15 protein-coding genes are annotated in these 16,884 nt (G+C 63.8%); 8 read left to right on the top strand and 7 right to left on the bottom strand.

The window, feature by feature from the left end:
- Positions 1 to 7 precede the first annotated feature (7 nt).
- From accC to KZJ38_RS04065, 6 genes are all read left to right on the top strand, one after another.
- A complete protein-coding gene (accC, locus tag KZJ38_RS04090; protein ID WP_219798892.1) occupies positions 8 to 1,375 on the top strand; it encodes an acetyl-CoA carboxylase biotin carboxylase subunit in 1,368 nt (455 codons plus the stop codon).
- Between the two features lie 4 nt (positions 1,376 to 1,379).
- Complete coding sequence (prmA, locus tag KZJ38_RS04085; protein ID WP_219798891.1) at positions 1,380 to 2,282, top strand: 50S ribosomal protein L11 methyltransferase; 903 nt, start codon at positions 1,380 to 1,382, stop codon at positions 2,280 to 2,282.
- Between the two features lie 48 nt (positions 2,283 to 2,330).
- Complete coding sequence (locus KZJ38_RS04080; protein WP_219798890.1) at positions 2,331 to 3,833, top strand: zinc-ribbon and DUF3426 domain-containing protein; 1,503 nt, start codon at positions 2,331 to 2,333, stop codon at positions 3,831 to 3,833.
- 79 nt (positions 3,834 to 3,912) lie between these two features.
- Positions 3,913 to 4,413 (top strand): thiol peroxidase, encoded by a 501-nt coding sequence (gene tpx, locus KZJ38_RS04075; RefSeq protein WP_219798889.1) that lies wholly within the window; start codon positions 3,913 to 3,915, stop codon positions 4,411 to 4,413.
- Between the two features lie 183 nt (positions 4,414 to 4,596).
- The gene (locus tag KZJ38_RS04070; protein ID WP_219798888.1) at positions 4,597 to 5,538 is read left to right on the top strand and encodes a carbohydrate kinase family protein; all 942 of its coding nucleotides are present in this window, start codon (positions 4,597 to 4,599) and stop codon (positions 5,536 to 5,538) included.
- An 87-nt stretch (positions 5,539 to 5,625) separates the two neighbouring features.
- Positions 5,626 to 6,120: an outer membrane lipoprotein gene (locus tag KZJ38_RS04065; RefSeq protein WP_219800107.1), complete on the top strand. Its 495-nt coding sequence runs from the start codon at positions 5,626 to 5,628 to the stop codon at positions 6,118 to 6,120.
- Positions 6,121 to 6,495: 375 nt separating this feature from the next.
- On the opposite strand, the gene KZJ38_RS04060 is transcribed toward KZJ38_RS04065, so the two are convergent.
- From KZJ38_RS04060 to KZJ38_RS04050, 4 genes are all read right to left on the bottom strand, one after another.
- A complete protein-coding gene (locus KZJ38_RS04060; protein ID WP_219798887.1) occupies positions 6,496 to 7,077 on the bottom strand; it encodes a histone H1-like DNA-binding protein in 582 nt (193 codons plus the stop codon).
- Between the two features lie 29 nt (positions 7,078 to 7,106).
- On the bottom strand, positions 7,107 to 7,469 hold the full coding sequence (locus KZJ38_RS36355) for a hypothetical protein (protein ID WP_425518317.1): 363 nt from the start codon (positions 7,467 to 7,469) through the stop codon (positions 7,107 to 7,109).
- A gap of 83 nt (positions 7,470 to 7,552) precedes the next feature.
- The gene (locus KZJ38_RS04055; RefSeq protein ID WP_219798886.1) at positions 7,553 to 8,824 is read right to left on the bottom strand and encodes a ribonucleotide-diphosphate reductase subunit beta; all 1,272 of its coding nucleotides are present in this window, start codon (positions 8,822 to 8,824) and stop codon (positions 7,553 to 7,555) included.
- A gap of 579 nt (positions 8,825 to 9,403) precedes the next feature.
- Positions 9,404 to 12,442 (bottom strand): ribonucleoside-diphosphate reductase subunit alpha, encoded by a 3,039-nt coding sequence (locus KZJ38_RS04050; protein WP_219798885.1) that lies wholly within the window; start codon positions 12,440 to 12,442, stop codon positions 9,404 to 9,406.
- A gap of 133 nt (positions 12,443 to 12,575) precedes the next feature.
- On the opposite strand from KZJ38_RS04050, the gene KZJ38_RS04045 reads away from it, so the two are divergent.
- Positions 12,576 to 12,800, top strand: coding sequence for a hypothetical protein (locus tag KZJ38_RS04045; protein WP_219798884.1), 225 nt, complete (start codon positions 12,576 to 12,578; stop codon positions 12,798 to 12,800).
- Between the two features lie 365 nt (positions 12,801 to 13,165).
- On the opposite strand, the gene ampD is transcribed toward KZJ38_RS04045, so the two are convergent.
- From ampD to KZJ38_RS04030, 3 genes are read right to left on the bottom strand one after another with little or no spacing between them, the layout of a single operon-like run.
- Positions 13,166 to 13,762 carry a 1,6-anhydro-N-acetylmuramyl-L-alanine amidase AmpD gene (gene ampD, locus KZJ38_RS04040; RefSeq protein WP_219798883.1) on the bottom strand — a complete coding sequence of 199 codons (597 nt, stop codon included), beginning with the start codon at positions 13,760 to 13,762 and terminating at the stop codon, positions 13,166 to 13,168.
- Entirely contained in the window at positions 13,759 to 14,136 is a 378-nt protein-coding gene (locus tag KZJ38_RS04035; protein WP_219798882.1) for a PP0621 family protein, read from the bottom strand. The genes ampD and KZJ38_RS04035 overlap by 4 nt, the downstream gene beginning before the upstream one ends.
- Positions 14,137 to 14,144: 8 nt before the next feature.
- Complete coding sequence (locus KZJ38_RS04030; RefSeq protein ID WP_219798881.1) at positions 14,145 to 15,134, bottom strand: cytochrome C assembly family protein; 990 nt, start codon at positions 15,132 to 15,134, stop codon at positions 14,145 to 14,147.
- A gap of 259 nt (positions 15,135 to 15,393) precedes the next feature.
- Between KZJ38_RS04030 and ffh the strand changes: the two genes are divergently transcribed.
- A complete protein-coding gene (gene ffh, locus KZJ38_RS04025) occupies positions 15,394 to 16,761 on the top strand; it encodes a signal recognition particle protein (protein ID WP_219798880.1) in 1,368 nt (455 codons plus the stop codon).
- Positions 16,762 to 16,884: the final 123 nt, after the last annotated feature.

Genomic DNA, 16,884 nt, shown 5'->3' with positions numbered 1-16,884 from the left:
ATCCGCTATGTTTGAAAAAATCCTCATTGCCAATCGCGGCGAGATCGCGCTCCGCGTGCAGCGCGCGTGCCGCGAGCTGGGTGTCAAGACAGTCGTCGTCTATTCGGAAGCCGATAAGGAAGCCAAGTACGTGAAGCTCGCGGACGAGGCGGTCTGTATCGGCCCGGCGCCGTCGAACCTCAGCTATCTGAATATGCCGGCGCTGATCAGCGCGGCCGAAGTGACCGACGCCGAAGCGATTCACCCCGGCTACGGCTTCCTGTCCGAAAACGCGGACTTCGCCGAGCGCGTCGAGCAGTCGGGCTTCGTCTTTATCGGCCCGCGCCCCGAGACGATCCGCCTGATGGGCGACAAGGTCTCGGCCAAGCAGACGATGATCAAGACCGGCGTGCCCTGCGTGCCCGGTTCCGAGGGCGCGCTGCCCGACGACCCGAAAGAGATCGTCAAGATGGCGCGCTCGGTCGGCTATCCGGTCATCATCAAGGCAGCGGGCGGCGGCGGCGGACGAGGGATGCGCGTCGTGCACACCGAGGCTGCGCTCGTCAACGCGGTCAATATGACGCGTGAAGAAGCGGGCCGCGCGTTCGGCAACCCGCAGGTCTATATGGAGAAGTTCCTCGAGAACCCGCGCCACATCGAAATTCAGGTGCTCGCGGATTCGTACAAGAACGCGATCTGGCTCGGCGAACGCGACTGCTCGATGCAGCGCCGCCACCAGAAGGTGATCGAGGAAGCGCCGGCGCCCGGTATCGCGCGGCGGCTGATTGATCGCATCGGCGACCGCTGCGCGGACGCGTGCAAGAAGATGGGCTATCTAGGCGCGGGCACGTTCGAGTTCCTCTACGAGAACGGCGAGTTCTACTTCATCGAGATGAACACGCGCGTGCAGGTCGAGCATCCGGTCACTGAACTGATTACCGGCATCGACATCGTGCAGGAGCAGATCCGCATCGCGGCCGGCGAAAAGCTCGCGTTCCGCCAGCGCGACATTCAGTTCCGCGGCCACGCGATCGAATGCCGGATCAACGCCGAAGACCCGTTCAAGTTCATCCCGTCGCCGGGTCGGCTCACGTCGTGGCATATGCCGGGCGGCCCCGGTATCCGCGTCGATTCGCATGCGTACAACGGCTACTTCGTGCCGCCGAACTACGATTCGATGATCGGCAAGCTGATCGCCTACGGCGCGACGCGCGAGCAGGCGATCAAGCGGATGCGCATCGCGCTCTCCGAGATGGTGGTCGAAGGCATTCAGACCAACATTCCGTTGCACCGCGAACTGATGCTCGATGCGAAGTTCGTCGAGGGCGGCACGAGCATTCATTACCTCGAAAACCGGCTCGCCGCAAAGCAGCAGGTCGCGCCGGAAGAAGCATAAGCCGATGAGCTATCGGGAACTGGTCGTCGAACTCGCGCGCGAGCACGCGGAAAGCCTGTCCGACGCGCTGCTCGAGTTGGGCGCGCTGTCCGTCTCTGTCGAAGACGCGGACGCCGATACGCCCGCCGAGCAGCCGCTGTTCGGCGAACCGGGGCTCACGCCCGAGCGCACCGCGTGGCAGCACTCGCGCGTGGTCGCGCTGCTCGCGGCCGAACACGAGCCTGGCGTGCTGCTCGCGGCCGCAGCCAATGAACTCGGCCTCGCGCCGACGCCGCCGTTTACGGTTCGCGACGTCGAAGAACAGGACTGGGTGCGGCTCACGCAATCGCAGTTCGACCCGATTCATATCGGCAAGCGGATCTGGGTCGTGCCGTCGTGGCATGACGCACCCGATCCGGACGCGCTCGTGCTCGAGCTCGATCCGGGCCTCGCGTTCGGCACCGGTAGCCATCCGACCACGCGGCTTTGCATGGAATGGCTCGAAGAAACGGTGACGCCCGGTCAGTCGCTGCTCGACTACGGCTGCGGCTCCGGCATTCTCGCGATTCTCGCGAAGAAGTGCGGCGCGAACCCAGTGGTCGGCATCGATATCGACCCGCAAGCGGTCGATTCCGCGCGCTACAACAGCGAGCGCAATCATGCAGAGGTCACCTACGGATTGCCGGCCGATTGCCCTGCCGGCGAGTTCGATATCGTCGTCGCGAATATTCTGTCGAACCCGCTCAAACTGATGGCGTCGATGCTCGCGTCGAAGGTGAAACCGGGCGGACGCCTCGCGCTGTCGGGCATTCTCGCGCGTCAGGCACTCGAAGTGGCAGGCGCTTACGCGCCCTGGATCGACATTTCGGTTTGGCGCGAACATGACGGCTGGGTGTGCCTTGCCGGAACCCGCCGCGAAAGTCATTAGAATAGGGCATATTTTCCACTCACAGCCCCGCGCGGCTCCCGGTTCAATATGGCTCTTGCGACGCGCTGTCCCTTCTGCGAAACAGTCTTCCGCCTTCAACCCGCGCAGCTCGCCCTGCGCCGCGGTCTCGTGCGCTGCGGACATTGCCGCGAAGTATTCGATGCGTCGAGCAGTCTGTTCGATCTCGCCGACGGCGGCGATTTTCGCAGCGCGACGCCGGTCACGGCCGACGAAGTTGCACGGCTGATCGCGCAGGAGCCGCGTGTGAGCGGCGGTGAAGGATTGGGTGCGGCGGCTGTGACGGGCGCTTCTGCATCTGCGTCGCCCGCTGCGTCTACCGCATCCGCTGCTTCCACTGTCTCTAATGCGTCCGCTGCGGAACGTGCCGAGCCGGTGCCTCCGCCGGCTGCTACGGCAACGGCGGCAGCCGCCGCGAGCTTCCCTGCTGCGCCCGAGGCCCCTGCGGCACCCCATGCACCTTTCGAGTCGGCATCGCCCGAAGCGCACGCGCCGGGCTCAAGCGACGATCCCAATTCGCCCGATTTCCGCGCGGAAACATGGAATCCATGGGCGCCCGCGCCGGACGCCTCGGTCGATCGCCGCATCCGCCATAACGCCGCGACGATTCCGTACAACCCGGTCACGATCCCGCGCTCCGCGCAGCCCAAGCTCAAGCTCGAATTCACCGAGGGGCAGGATCTGCACCTCGAGAACGCGACCGCGCGTCCGATCGAGCCTGCGTTCAGAACGCCACCCGAGCCCGTTGTTCCGCATCTGGCCGCACAGCCTGAGCCCGAAGCGCCGCGCGATCCCGCGGTGCCGCCGCCGCACGTGTGGCGCCGTCGCGAAGAAGAGGCGCGCCCCGAGCCCGCACTTGAACCCGCGCTTGAGCCCGATGAAGATCGCACGCGTATCCCGCCGAATATCTCCGATAACGAGCCACACTTCGGACCCGGCCCGGCGGCCGCGGCCGCAGCAGGGCCGGCCGCCGCGTCGCCGTTCGCCGCCGCGCCCGGCGACGACGACAACGCATTCGCCGTCGTGCGCGAAAAGCGCGCGTCCGAACCGCGGCGCCTCGGCTTGCGCATCGTCGGCATTCTCGTTGCGCTCGTGCTGTTTGTTGTGCTGATTGCGCAGCTCGCCTGGTGGCAGCGCGAAACGGTGATGGTCTATGCGCCGGGTTCGCGGATGCTGTTCGCGCAGGTCTGCGAGCACCTCGGCTGCACGTTCACGCCGCCGCGCGATATCGACGGCTTGCAGGTCGAACCGTCGGATCTGCGCCAGGTGGACGGCCCGCACAAGCTCGAACTGCGCATGCCGCTGCACAATCGCTTCAACGTGCCGCTCGCCTACCCGGCCGTCGAACTGACGCTGCTCGACGAACACAACAACATCGCGGTGCGCCGCGTGCTATGGCCGCAGGACTATGTGAAGCCGGGCACGCAGATCTCCGCGGGCCTCGCGCCGCGCACGACCGAAACGATGTTCGTGCGGCTCGACACCGGCAGCGCGACGGCCACCAATTTCCGCGTGCAGATTTTTTATCCATGACCGACCTCACGCGCGCGACCGCACCCGGCCGCCGCGCGTTTCCAACCATCGCTAGTCCAATCAATCTTCGGAGCACAACATGAGTCAAGTTACGCTGGGCGGCAACCCGATCGACGTATCCGGTACGTTCCCGTCCGTCGGCCAACAGGCGCCGGCGTTCACGCTCGTCGGTCGCGACCTCAAGTCGGTCACGCTCGCCGAGTTCCATGGCAAGCGCAAGGTGCTCAATATCGTGCCGAGCCTCGATACGCCGACCTGCGCCACCTCGACGCGCAAGTTCAACGAAGCGGCCGGCAAGCTTGCGAACACCGCGGTGATCGTCGTGTCGGGCGATCTGCCGTTCGCCGCATCGCGCTTTTGCACGACGGAAGGCCTCGCCAATGTCACCACCGCGTCGACCTTCCGCGGCCATGAGTTCGCGCGCGCCTACGGCGTCGACATCACGAGCGGCCCGCTGACCGGCCTCACCGCGCGCGCGGTTGTCGTGATCGACGAAAACGACAAGGTCGTGCACGCGGAGCTCGTCAGCGAAATCAAGACCGAGCCGAACTATGACGCCGCGCTCAATGCACTGAAATAAGGTGCGCGAGTAAGTTGCTGACGTAATCTTCACGCGCCGCGCGCTCTCCGCCTTATTCGCGCGCATGCGCTTGCGCCGCGCTTCGGGTCTCGACGACCACGAACGCGCGGCGCTGTCGTATCGACATACCGGTTTTCACCTTTCTGCACATTTCGTTCTTTTGACTGTTACAGGACGCTCGCCTTGGCTACGTTGATTTGCGGTTCGCTCGCCTACGACAACATCATGACCTTCGAAGGCCGGTTCCGGGAGCACATCCTGCCGGAACAGGTCCACATCCTGAACGTCAGCTTCCTCGTGCCGACGATGCGCCGCGAGTTCGGCGGCTGCGCGGGCAACATCGCCTACGCGCTGCATCTGCTCGGTGGCGACGCGCACATCATGGCGACGCTCGGCGCCGTCGACGCGCAGCTCTATATCGATCGCCTCGATCAGCTCGGCCTCGCGAAGGCGCACGTGCGCGTGCTGCCCGACACGTACTCGGCGCAGGCGATGATCACGACCGACCTCGAGAACAACCAGATCACCGCGTTCCACCCGGGCGCGATGATGCAGTCGCACCTGAACCGCGCGGACGAAGCGAAGGGCGTGACGCTCGGCATCGTCGCGCCGGACGGCTTCGACGGAATGATCCAGCATTCCGAACAGTTCGCCGCCGCCAAGGTGCCGTTCATCTTCGATCCGGGCCAGGGCCTGCCGCTCTTCGACGGTGCGTCGCTGCGGCGCATGATTGAACTTGCCACTTACGTTGCGGTCAACGATTACGAAGCCAAACTGGTGAGCAACAAGACCGGCTGGTCGATCGAAGAGATCGCGAGCCGCGTCGATGCGCTGATCATTACGCGCGGCGAGCACGGCTCGCAGATCCATCACGCAGGCGGCATCGAAGAAATTCCGGCGGTCAAGGCGCAACGCGTGCTCGATCCGACCGGTTGCGGCGATGCATTCCGCGGCGGCCTCCTGTACGGCATCGAAAAACAACTCGGCTGGGCCACTGCGGGTCGCCTCGCCAGCCTGATGGGCGCGCTGAAGATCGAGCACCAGGGGCCGCAAAACTACGCGCCGTCGCGCGCGGAAATCAACGAACGATTCAAGCAGGCGTTCGGCTACGCACTCGACGCGTAGACTGACTCGGCGCAGTATCGCAGTCAGGAAGTTCGGGGCCTGTCGGGGGCCCAAAGGGAGTGAAAGATGAAAACAATGAATCGTTCGATGAATAATCGATCAGCAGAGCGGCGCGGCGCCGCCGTGGCGATTGCTTGCGCAATCGGCGGCGCGCTTGCGATGTCGGGGTGCGCGTACAACAGCAGCTCGGCCGACGTCTACACCGCGTCGCAGGCGCAGCGCGAGGAAACCGTGCGGTTGGCCACCGTCGATAGCGTGCGCGCGGTGAAGATCAGCTCGAACAACGGTCAGCCGACCGGCCTGGGTTTTCTCGGCGGCGGCGCGCTCGGCGGCATCGCCGGCAGCCAGATCGGCGGCGGCACCGGGTCGATCGTCACGGGCATCATCGGCGGTCTCGCGGGCGCAGTAGCCGGCAATGCGGTCGAGAACGCCGCGGCCACGCGCGACGGTGTCGAGATCACGGTGCGCCTCGACAACGGCGACATGCGCGCGATCACGCAGACGAACACCGGCGAGGTCTTCCTCGCGGGTGAACGCGTGCGGCTGCTATCGAGCGGCGGCGTCACGCGCGTCACGCACTGACGAGCGCCCGGCGCATTGACGGGCGCATTGACGGGCACACTCAGCGGCACTCTGAACGGCACATAGAGCGCCGCACTGAACGCGCGCTGCCGCGCAGTGATCCGCATTGAGCATGCCTACGCCAGTGCATCAGTCAGATAGACGCTAACGTTTCTTTCCCCGGCCACGACGGCGCACGCCGCTGTCGACGGCCAACCTCGCTCGCCTGCCCTTCCCTGTGCATTGCTTTTCTTTGCGCGAAAAAAATCCCGCCACCCACATTGGGAGACGGGATCGAGGATTGAGTAGCGCTACTCAACCGAACCGGCACACGCCTTAGTCGCGCGCAGCGCCGGCTCTCACAGCTTGTTGCTCTGCCTAGCCTGACTGCGGCTATTACGGACGCGGGCCCGTCGGAAACGGCCATGCAGCAGCCGGATTCAACGCGGTCTTGACCGTCGAAGCAGGAGCCGACGATGCAGCGGGCGCAGCCGGAGCAGGGGCAGCCTTCTTGGCGACAGCCTTCTTCGCAGGGGCAGCCTTCTTCGCAGGCGCAGCGGCCTTCTTCGCGGCAGCCTTCTTCGCAGGGGCAGCCTTCTTGGCGGCAGCCTTCTTCGCAGGCGCCTTTTTGGCAGCAGCCTTCTTCGCTACCTTCTTCGCAGCGGCCTTCTTAGCCGGCGCCTTCTTCGCAGCAACCTTCTTCGCTGCGGTCTTCTTCGCCGGTGCTGCCTTCTTCGTTGCGACCTTCTTCGCTGCGACCTTCTTCACTGCGACTTTCTTTGCAGCGACTTTCTTTGCTGCTGCCTTCTTCGCCGGCGCCTTCTTCGCGGCAACCTTCTTCACTGCTACTTTCTTCGCAGCAACCTTCTTCACTGCGACTTTCTTAGCAGCTGCCTTCTTCGCCGGAGCGGCCTTCTTCGCAGCAACCTTCTTCACTGCCGCTTTCTTTGCAGCAGGCTTCTTTTTGGCCATTGCCATGGTTTTCTCCTTCAGGTTTCAGATGAGAGTTAAATCAAACAACACCCTTCGTCATCAAAACCCGTTTCCCGCGGACGCTTTTCAGGGCGCGCGCTACGAAGCGGGCTATTCATCGGCGTACGCATATCCGACGCGCTTACGCTAATGAATACGGTAAGGCGCGCGTTGCCCCGTGGCATCGCGCGCCAAGTCCAGTCGACGTCGGATACCGACGCCGGCAAGCGTTTGATCGAGCCGCCCGAGCTCGCATGAGCCAGGCGAGCGGCTTTTCGTAAGGGGAAGTTTGCCCATCCCACTGAAGGGTTCGCAAAGTGCCTCTGATCTTGGTGGGCCCGCTTTTGGGCCCGCATCGATAACACTGCGGCGCCTATGGCACCCGGCACGCTCTGCATCAGGCAGTCAAACTCCTAACCAATATGCCGCGGCACGTGCCGGCGGCATCCCCATCAAAATCTCATACGCGGCGCGAGGGACGTTACTCCCAGGAGAGCGCGCCGCCAGTCTGATATTCGATTACCCGCGTCTCGAAGAAGTTGCGTTCCTTCTTCAGGTCGATCATCTCGCTCATCCACGGGAACGGGTTTTCCTCGTTCGGGTACAGCGGATCGAGACCGATCTGCTGGCAACGGCGGTTGCAGATGAAGCGCAGATAGCTCTTGAACATCGACGCGTTCAGGCCGAGCACGCCGCGCGGCATGGTGTCTTCGGCGTAGCGATATTCAAGGTCGACCGCCTGCTTGAACAGCTCGCGGATTTCCGCGCGGAATTCAGCCGTCCACAGATGCGGGTTTTCAAGCTTGATCTGGTTGATCAGGTCGATGCCGAAATTGCAGTGCATCGACTCGTCGCGCAGGATGTACTGGTACTGCTCTGCCGCGCCGGTCATCTTGTTCTGGCGGCCAAGCGCCAGGATTTGCGTGAAGCCGACGTAGAAGAACAGGCCCTCCATCACACAGGCGAACACGATCAGCGACTTGAGCAGCTTCTGGTCTGCTTCGAGCGTGCCGGTCTTGAAGGCCGGGTCGGTCAGCGTATGGATGAACGGGATCAGGAATTCGTCTTTGGCGCGGATCGACGCGACTTCGTGGTACGCGTTGAAGATCTCGCCTTCGTCGAGCCCGAGCGACTCGACGATGTACTGGTATGCGTGCGTGTGGATCGCCTCTTCGAACGCCTGGCGCAGTAGGAACTGCCGGCATTCGGGCGCCGTGATGTGGCGATACGTGCCGAGCACGATATTGTTCGCCGCGAGCGAGTCAGCCGTCACGAAGAAGCCGAGGTTGCGCTTGACGACGCGGCGCTCGTCCTCGGTCAGCCCGTTCGGGTCTTTCCACAGGGCGATGTCGCGGGACATGTTGATTTCCTGCGGCATCCAGTGGTTCGCGCAGCCCGACAGATACTTCTCCCACGCCCACTTGTACTTGAACGGGACGAGCTGGTTGACGTCGGTCTGGCCGTTGATGATGCGCTTGTCGGCGACATTCACGCGCGCTTCGGAGGAGGCGGCAGCGGTATGAGCGGTGGCAGCCGGCGCAGCGGTCGACGCTGCTGCCTGGTCAGCAAGACGGGTGACAGCGGGAGCGACAGCGATGTCGCCCGCGAAGATGTCTTGTGCGGAGGGAGCCTGATGAGCGGCACGCGTTTCGACTTGCGAACCGACGACCGTTCCCGCAGCGTTGCGCAACACGTTTTGTTGCGAAGCGCTCGACGGAGTTACGGCAGTGATCTCGTCATCCCAGTTGAGCATAAATGTCACCATCAATTTAGATCGGTTTGTACCATCTTTTCACGAGCGATAAAAGGGCTCGCTCATGAAAATTCGTGTTTTCGATTCACGTTGAGACCTTCATACAACACTTTGTTCAACAGACTGTGAAGGTCGATGCAGTGAACGCGATTGAAATGCGTGTCGTTGAAGACGTGTCGACGTGTTGCTCTTCATCGTTGAGCGTCGTTTCGAAGCGGCTTCGATGATGTCTTCGATGAGGCTTCGACATCACGAGAGAGACTTCGGCGCGCGCGTGCGATGTGCTGCGTTTCATTGCCCGAGGTGCGCTTGCACTACAGCTGGATCGTCGACGTGAAGCGTTGCTTGAAGCGTCGCATGAGCCGTTGCATGAGCCGCGCGCGTTGCTTGAGTTGCGCCTGTTACGCTTGCTGCGCTTGCTGCGCTTGCTGCTCTTGTTACGGGTGTTACGCGTGCCGCGCTCGTCACGCGTATCGCGCGTCTTCCTTCGGCCGTTGCCTCTTCTGCTGTTGCTCTTCTACTACTTCTGCTGCGCCGGCGGCGGCGCGAATCGTGTCGCCGCCGGCGTGTTACCACTCGTTACTGGCAGGCCTCGCACTCTTCGAAGCCAGGATCGCCCGGACGCATCATGCAGACAGGACCGTCCGCTTCGGGCGCCGCTTCGACAGCGGCGACAGCCGGCGCTGCAACTGCAGACGCAACAGCCGTTCCCGCAGCCGATGCCTGAATACCACCCGACACACCGCCACCAAGGCCACCCACGCCACCATTCACGCCGAAGCCACCCGCAGCACCGCCGGCGCCGCCCGCACCACCGTCACCGCTCGGCACCGCGTTCAGCGCGCCGTGCGCGACCGTCGACTTCTCGACGTGCGTCGCCGCCATCGTGCGCAGGTAGTACGTGGTCTTCAGGCCGCGCAGCCACGCGAGCTTGTAGACCTCGTCGAGCTTCTTGCCCGACGCGCCCGCCATATAGATATTGAGCGACTGCGCCTGGTCGATCCACTTCTGACGGCGCGAAGCCGCCTCGACGAGCCACGTCGCGTCGACTTCGAACGCGGTCGCGTAGATCGCGCGCAGGTCGCCCGGAATCCGGTCGATACGCGACAGCGAGCCGTCGAAGTACTTCAGGTCGGCGACCATCACCTCGTCCCACAGGCCGCGCGCCTTCAGGTCGCGCACGAGGTAGTCGTTGACCACCGTGAATTCGCCCGACAGGTTCGACTTCACGTACAGGTTCTGGAAAGTCGGCTCGATGCACGCGGACACGCCGATGATGTTCGAGATCGTCGCCGTCGGCGCGATCGCGATGCAGTTCGAGTTGCGCATGCCGTGTGCCGCGATCCGCGAGCGCAGCGCGCTCCAGTCCATCGACTCGCTCGAATCGACTTCGACATAGCCGCCGCGCGCGTCGGCGAGCAGCTTTAGCGTGTCTTGCGGGAGGATGCCGCGATCCCACAGCGAGCCGCGGTACGTCGAGTAGCGGCCGCGCTCCTGCGCGAGTTCGGTCGACGCCCAGTACGCGTAGTAGCAGACCGCTTCCATCGACCGGTCGGCGAACTCGACCGCTTCCATCGACGCGTACGGCGTGCGCAGCAGGTGCAGGCAGTCCTGGAAGCCCATGATGCCCATGCCGACCGGGCGGTGCTTCAGGTTCGAGTTACGCGCCTTGGCGACCGCGTAGTAATTGATGTCGATCACGTTGTCGAGCATCCGCATCGCAACGCTCACCGTGCGCTTGAGCTTTTCGTGGTCGAGCGCGAGCGTGCCGTCGGCCTGCTGCTTCATGTGCGCGACGAGGTTCACGGAACCGAGGTTGCAGACGGCGATTTCGGTGTCGCTCGTGTTCAGCGTGATCTCGGTGCAGAGATTCGACGAATGGACCACGCCGACGTGCTGCTGCGGGCTGCGGATGTTGCACGGATCCTTGAACGTGATCCACGGATGGCCGGTTTCGAACAGCATGCCGAGCATCTTGCGCCACAGGTTCGCCGCCGGAATCTTCTTGAACAGCTTGAGTTCGCCGCGCGCGACCTTGTCTTCGTAAGCCGTGTAAGCGGCTTCGAACTCGGCGCCGAACTTGTCGTGCAGATCCGGGCAGGTGGACGGCGAGAACAGCGTCCAGTCGCCGCCCTCGTGCACCCGCTTCATGAACAGGTCGGGAATCCAGTTCGCGGTGTTCATGTCGTGCGTGCGGCGGCGGTCGTCGCCGGTGTTCTTGCGCAGCTCGAGGAATTCCTCGATGTCGAGGTGCCACGACTCGAGGTACGCGCACACCGCGCCCTTGCGCTTGCCGCCCTGGTTCACGGCGACAGCCGTGTCGTTGACCACTTTCAGGAACGGCACCACGCCTTGCGACTTGCCGTTGGTGCCCTTGATGTGCGAGCCGAGCGCGCGCACGCGCGTCCAGTCGTTGCCGAGGCCGCCGGCGAACTTCGAGAGCAGCGCGTTTTCCTTGAGCGCCTCGTAGATGCCGTCGAGGTCGTCGTCGACCGTCGTCAGGTAGCACGACGACAGTTGCGAGCGGCGCGTGCCCGAGTTGAACAGCGTCGGCGTCGAGCTCATGAAGTCGAAGCTCGATAGCACGTTGTAGAACTCGATCGCGCGCGCTTCGCGGTCGATCTCGCCCAGCGACAGGCCCATCGCGACACGCATAAAGAATGCCTGCGGCATCTCGATGCGCGTGCCGTCGACGTGCAGGAAGTAGCGGTCGTACAACGTTTGCAGGCCGAGATAGCCGAATTGCAGGTCGCGGCTTGCGTCGAGCGCCGCGCCGAGGCGCTTGAGGTCGAACTGCAGCAGTTTGTCGTCAAGCAGTTCCGCCTGCACGCCACGCTTGATGAAGAGCGGGAAGTATTCGGCGTAGCGCTCGTCCATTTGCGCCTGAGTGACTTCCTCTTCGAGGATCTCGCGGCGAATGGTGTGGAGCAGGATGCGGGCGGTGACCTGGCTATACGCCGGGTCTTTTTCGATCATCGTGCGCGCGGCGAGGATGGCCGAGTCGTAGACCTGGCTCATCGGCACGCCGTCGTACAGGTTCTTCACCGTTTCAGCGACGATCGGCTCCGCGCTCACCGCGTCGCCGAGGTTCGCGCAGGCCGATTCGATCAGTCCGCGCAGCGCGGGCAGATCGAGCGGACGCGTGACGCCGTTGTCGGTGACGTTGAGACCGGCCTCGCCGGGTTGCGCTTCTGCCGACTGGCTGCGCTCCTGGCTACGCTTCTCGCGATACAGCACGTAAGCGCGCGCGACGTTGTGCTCGCCGCCGCGCATCAGCGCGAGTTCGACCTGATCCTGAATGTCTTCGATATGGAACGTGCCGCCGTTCGGGCGGCTGCGCATCAGCGCGCGCACGACGCCTTGCGTCAGCTGCTCCACGAGTTCGCGCACGCGCGCCGACGCTGCGCCTTGACCGCCGTTGACGGCCAGAAAAGCCTTCGTCGCCGCGATGGCGATTTTCGAAGGCTCGAACGACACCACGCTGCCGTTACGACGGATCACCTTGTAGTCGGCGAAAGTCGACGGCGCGAGCGCTTGCGCGCCCTGAGCCTCTCCGGCGTGTGGGAGGCCAGTGGGTGCGCCCTCGTACCGGGTCGTCACGTTGTCGGTCGTTTGCATGTGCAAAAGCTCCTGGTCTTGGGGTGGTGCGGACCTAACCGCGGATTAAAACAATCGCTGCGCCGGCGCGGACGCGAGCGAGGTACGGATTCGATAAAAACTGCGGAGGGGATGACCGCCTGGGTCGCCGCTGATGTTGAGCTTCTTCGGGGTGCCTTCCGGGCCTTCTTTCAGGACCTTCTACGAAGACACCGGGCTCAGCTTCTTTGCGGCGGCGGGAACAGCGCGACGCGACGGCCGGTTCGGAACCACCACGCAACTGATGACGAATCAGATGCGCGCGGACGAGCGTCTTCATCATGCGTGTTGCGATCACTGGCTGGTCCCTTTTTTCGAAATGGCTGAAGCTTCAACATGAGCTAAAAGCGCGAGCTAAGAGCGTGAACTCAAAGTGCGAGCTGGAAACACGGAGTTGAAAACACGATGCTGAAGCCGCACGCCGCACTGCTTCGAGTAAGACGGGCATCACTTCAGAACGCGTTACTTCAGTATTTTTCAATGCCGGCAATGCTTTAGCACCCTTGGTCGCGAAGCGGGTGCTGCCCCCGAACAACACAACATCTTGTGGAAAACTGCTTTAACGGCACCAAGTATAGTGGACTTTAGCGTTCTCGCAATTGAAAAATTTAGCCAGCGCGGGTTGACATTTCGCCTCGCCGCAACCGGGCAAGGCTCTCGCACGAGCAAGCCCAGTGACGCTTTGCGGGTTTTCATCGCAGGCGCTCAAGGAGACGCCGGACGATAGCGATAGGGGAAATACTGATCGGGAAATGAAGTTTCGCGTTGCAGTCGCGTCCAGTCGAAATGCGGCCCTGGGTCGGTCTTGCGGCCCGGGGCGATGTCCGAGTGACCGGCGAGCGCATCGATCGGATAGTGCGCGGCCAATGCTTGTGCGAGTGCGGCGAGGGTCCGGTATTGCGCCGGTTCGAATGCGCTCGCGTCGCTGCCTTCGAGTTCGACGCCGATCGAGAAGTCGTTGCAGCGCTCGCGGCCGAAGAAGCTCGATGCGCCCGCGTGCCAGGCGCGCTCGTCGCACGACACGAACTGCTCGAGCGTGCCGTCGCGATGAATCACGAAGTGCGCGGAGACGCGCACGCCGCGCAGGTTGGCCGCGTAGTACGGATGCGCGTCGCAGTCGAGGCGATTGAGGAAAAGATCGGCGATGGCGCCGCCGCCGAATTCACCCGGGGGCAGGCTGATGTTGTGCACGACGATCAGCGTCGGCACCGCGCCCGCCGGGCGTGCTTCGACATTCGGCGACGGAAGTTGGCGCGCCGCGGCAATCCAGCCGTCGGCGCCGACCGTGAAGCGTTGCTTCATCGGCCTTCGCGACCTTTGGTTTGCGCGACGCGCGTCGCATAGCGCTGCGCGTGCTCATGGCCGCAGAACGTCTGGCTGCCGACGGTCACCGAATCGCTCTTCGGCGCGTGCACGCCGCACTCGACGCAGCGGATCATCGGCTCCGGCAACTGGTGGCGCGCGGCGCCCGCAGCACGGTTACTCGAAGACTGACCGGCGCCGCTTGCGCCACTGTTTGCACCACCGTTCGCGCCGCTGTTGGCAGCGTTGGCTCCGGATGCGTCGCGCGCGGCGTCGCCGGTGCGCGTCGAGGTGCGCGCGTCCTGACGCCGCAACGCCTTGACGAGCCACTGGCCGACGAAGAAAAGCAGAATCAGCAGAATGATTTGCCGCATGGGAACACTCAGACGACAGGACGGTGCAGCAGCACCTGGAACACGAAACGGCTGCCGATATAGGCAAGCACCAAGGCAACGAAGGCCGCGAGCACCCAGCGCAACGCGGCGCGGCCGCGCCAGCCCGATACTTTACGCGCAGTCAGCAGCGCGCCGAACATGAGCCACGACAGGATCGCGAACACCGTCTTGTGATCGAAGCTGAGCGGCCGGTTCACCAGCTGCTCGTTGAACAGCATGCCGGACACGAGCGTGAGCGTCAGCAGCACGAAGCCCGCGCTGATCAGGCGGAACAGCAGCTTTTCGAGCGTGAGCAGCGGCGGCAGCGTATCGAGCCAGCTCGAGAGCCAGCCGTTGCCGGCTGCGGCACTGTGCCGCTGCACCACACCGCCGCGGCCACGCATTGCGTGCAGACGCCGCTCGACGAGCAGCATCAGCACCGCGTGCAGCGCCGCAATCACGAAAAGCCCGTACGCGACGTTCGCGATCAGGAAGTGCAGCTTGAAAAGCGGCGCAGCCGCGTACGACAGCACATGCACGCCGCCGAAGACGAGCGGCAGCAACGAGGCGACGCAGGCAAGCGGCAGCGCGAGCAGCCGCAGGCCGTCGAGCGGAAAGAAGAAGCTTTCGATCCAGTAAATGCCGACGCCGAGCCAGAACATCGCGGACAACGCGAACGCGAAACCGAACACCATCGCGTCGTGCGGGAAGATGGTGGTGTGCAGCAGGACGCCGTGCACGACCAGCGCGACAAACAGCAGAACGCGCACGGCCGGCGACATGCCGACGGCCGTGCGCCGTGCCGGCTCGCGCAACGACGCGCCTTCGATCGACGCAGACCGGGGCATCGTTGCCGGCGAATTCAGGTTACCGCCCGCGGCCAGCGACGGCGTGCCCTCGAGCATCGGCTCGAGCGCCGCCTGCCGATGCGAACGCCAGCCCGCTACGGCAAGTCCGCCGTAGAGGAGCGCAGTGAGGGCATACAGTACAATATCCATGTTCGAAGTTTACACTAGGGCCTTTGGCCGCGACGCCTGGCTAGATGTGGGCCGGATGCGGGCTCCTGCGACGCTTCATGTGATGCTCCACCGCGGTGCTCCACACTGAGGTGCTCCATGCCGCACCGCGTGTGCCACGCACAGCGCACCACACGCGCTGCCGCACACACCATCGTCGCGCGCATAGAGGGCCGCACTACCCACCCTACTGCGCGCTTTTACGCACCCACCGTTACGCACAGTTACCCACCGGCTCCCCATGCTCGACAATCTCACTCAACGGATGGCGCGCGTCGTCAAGACGCTGCGCGGCGAAGCCCGGCTCACCGAAGCCAATACGCAGGAGATGCTACGCGAAGTTCGCCTCGCGCTCCTCGAAGCCGACGTTGCGCTGCCGGTCGTGCGCGACTTCATCGGCAAAGTGAAGGAAAAGGCGCTCGGCGAAGACGTGATCGCCAGTCTGTCGCCGGGTCAGGCGCTCGTCGGCGTCGTGCAGCGCGAGCTGACCGCGGTGATCGGCGGCGACTACGAAGGCAAGGCCGTCGAACTCAATCTCGCCGTCACGCCGCCCGCCATTATCCTGATGGCCGGTCTGCAGGGCGCGGGTAAAACGACGACGGTCGGCAAGCTCGCGAAGCTCCTGCGCGAAAAGTACAAAAAGAAGGTGCTCACCGTCTCGTGCGACGTCTACCGTCCCGCTGCAATTGCGCAGTTGAAGACGGTGACCGAGCAGGTCGGCGCCGATTTCTTCCCGTCCGAGCCCGATCAGAAGCCGGTCGATATCGCGCGCGGCGCGGTCGATTGGGCCAAGCGCCACTATCACGACGTGCTGATCGTCGATACGGCGGGCCGTCTCGGTATCGACGAAGCGATGATGCAGGAAATCACCGCGCTGCACAGCACGTTGAATCCGGCCGAAACGCTGTTTGTTGTCGATGCGATGCTCGGCCAGGATGCGGTCAACACCGCGAAGGCATTCAACGACGCGCTGCCGCTCACCGGTGTCGTGCTGACCAAGCTCGACGGCGACTCGCGCGGTGGCGCGGCGCTGTCGGTGCGGCATGTGACCGGCAAGCCGATCAAGTTCGTCGGCGTCGCGGAAAAACTCGACGGCCTCGAAATCTTCTATCCGGATCGCATGGCGAACCGGATCCTCGGCATGGGCGATATTCTCGCGCTCGTCGAAGAGGCGCAACGCGGCGTCGACGTGCAGGCTGCGCAGAAGCTCGCGGACAAGGTCAAGAAAGGCGGCGACTTCGACCTCAACGATTTCCGCGCGCAACTTTCGCAAATGAAAAACATGGGCGGCCTGTCGTCGCTGATGGACAAGCTGCCCGCGCAATTCCAGCAGGCCGCGGCCGGCGCCGATATGGGCCAGGCCGAAAAGCAGATGCGCCGGATGGAGGGCATCATCAACTCGATGACGCCGCAGGAACGCGCCAAACCCGACCTGATCAAGGCGACGCGCAAACGCCGTATCGCGGCGGGCGCCGGCGTGCAGGTGCAGGAAGTGAACCGCATGCTCAATCAGTACGACCAGATGCGCACCATGATGAAGAAGCTGAAGGGCGGCAACCTGCAGAAGATGATGCGCGGCATGAAGGGCATGCTGCCGGGCATGCGCTAAACGCAACACTCGCGCACCACTCGCGCACCACTCGCGCAACGCCGACGCAACACTGGGCGCGGCCCCCGTGCATCGTCGACGCAACATTGAGCGCGATGCCGGGTTTATTCTGTGGCGCGCGGC

It is taken from the genome of Paraburkholderia edwinii (assembly GCF_019428685.1).
Taxonomy (GTDB): domain Bacteria; phylum Pseudomonadota; class Gammaproteobacteria; order Burkholderiales; family Burkholderiaceae; genus Paraburkholderia; species Paraburkholderia edwinii.
The sequence above is the reverse complement of the archived record's forward strand: the minus strand, read 5'-3'. Positions and strand labels throughout refer to the sequence as shown.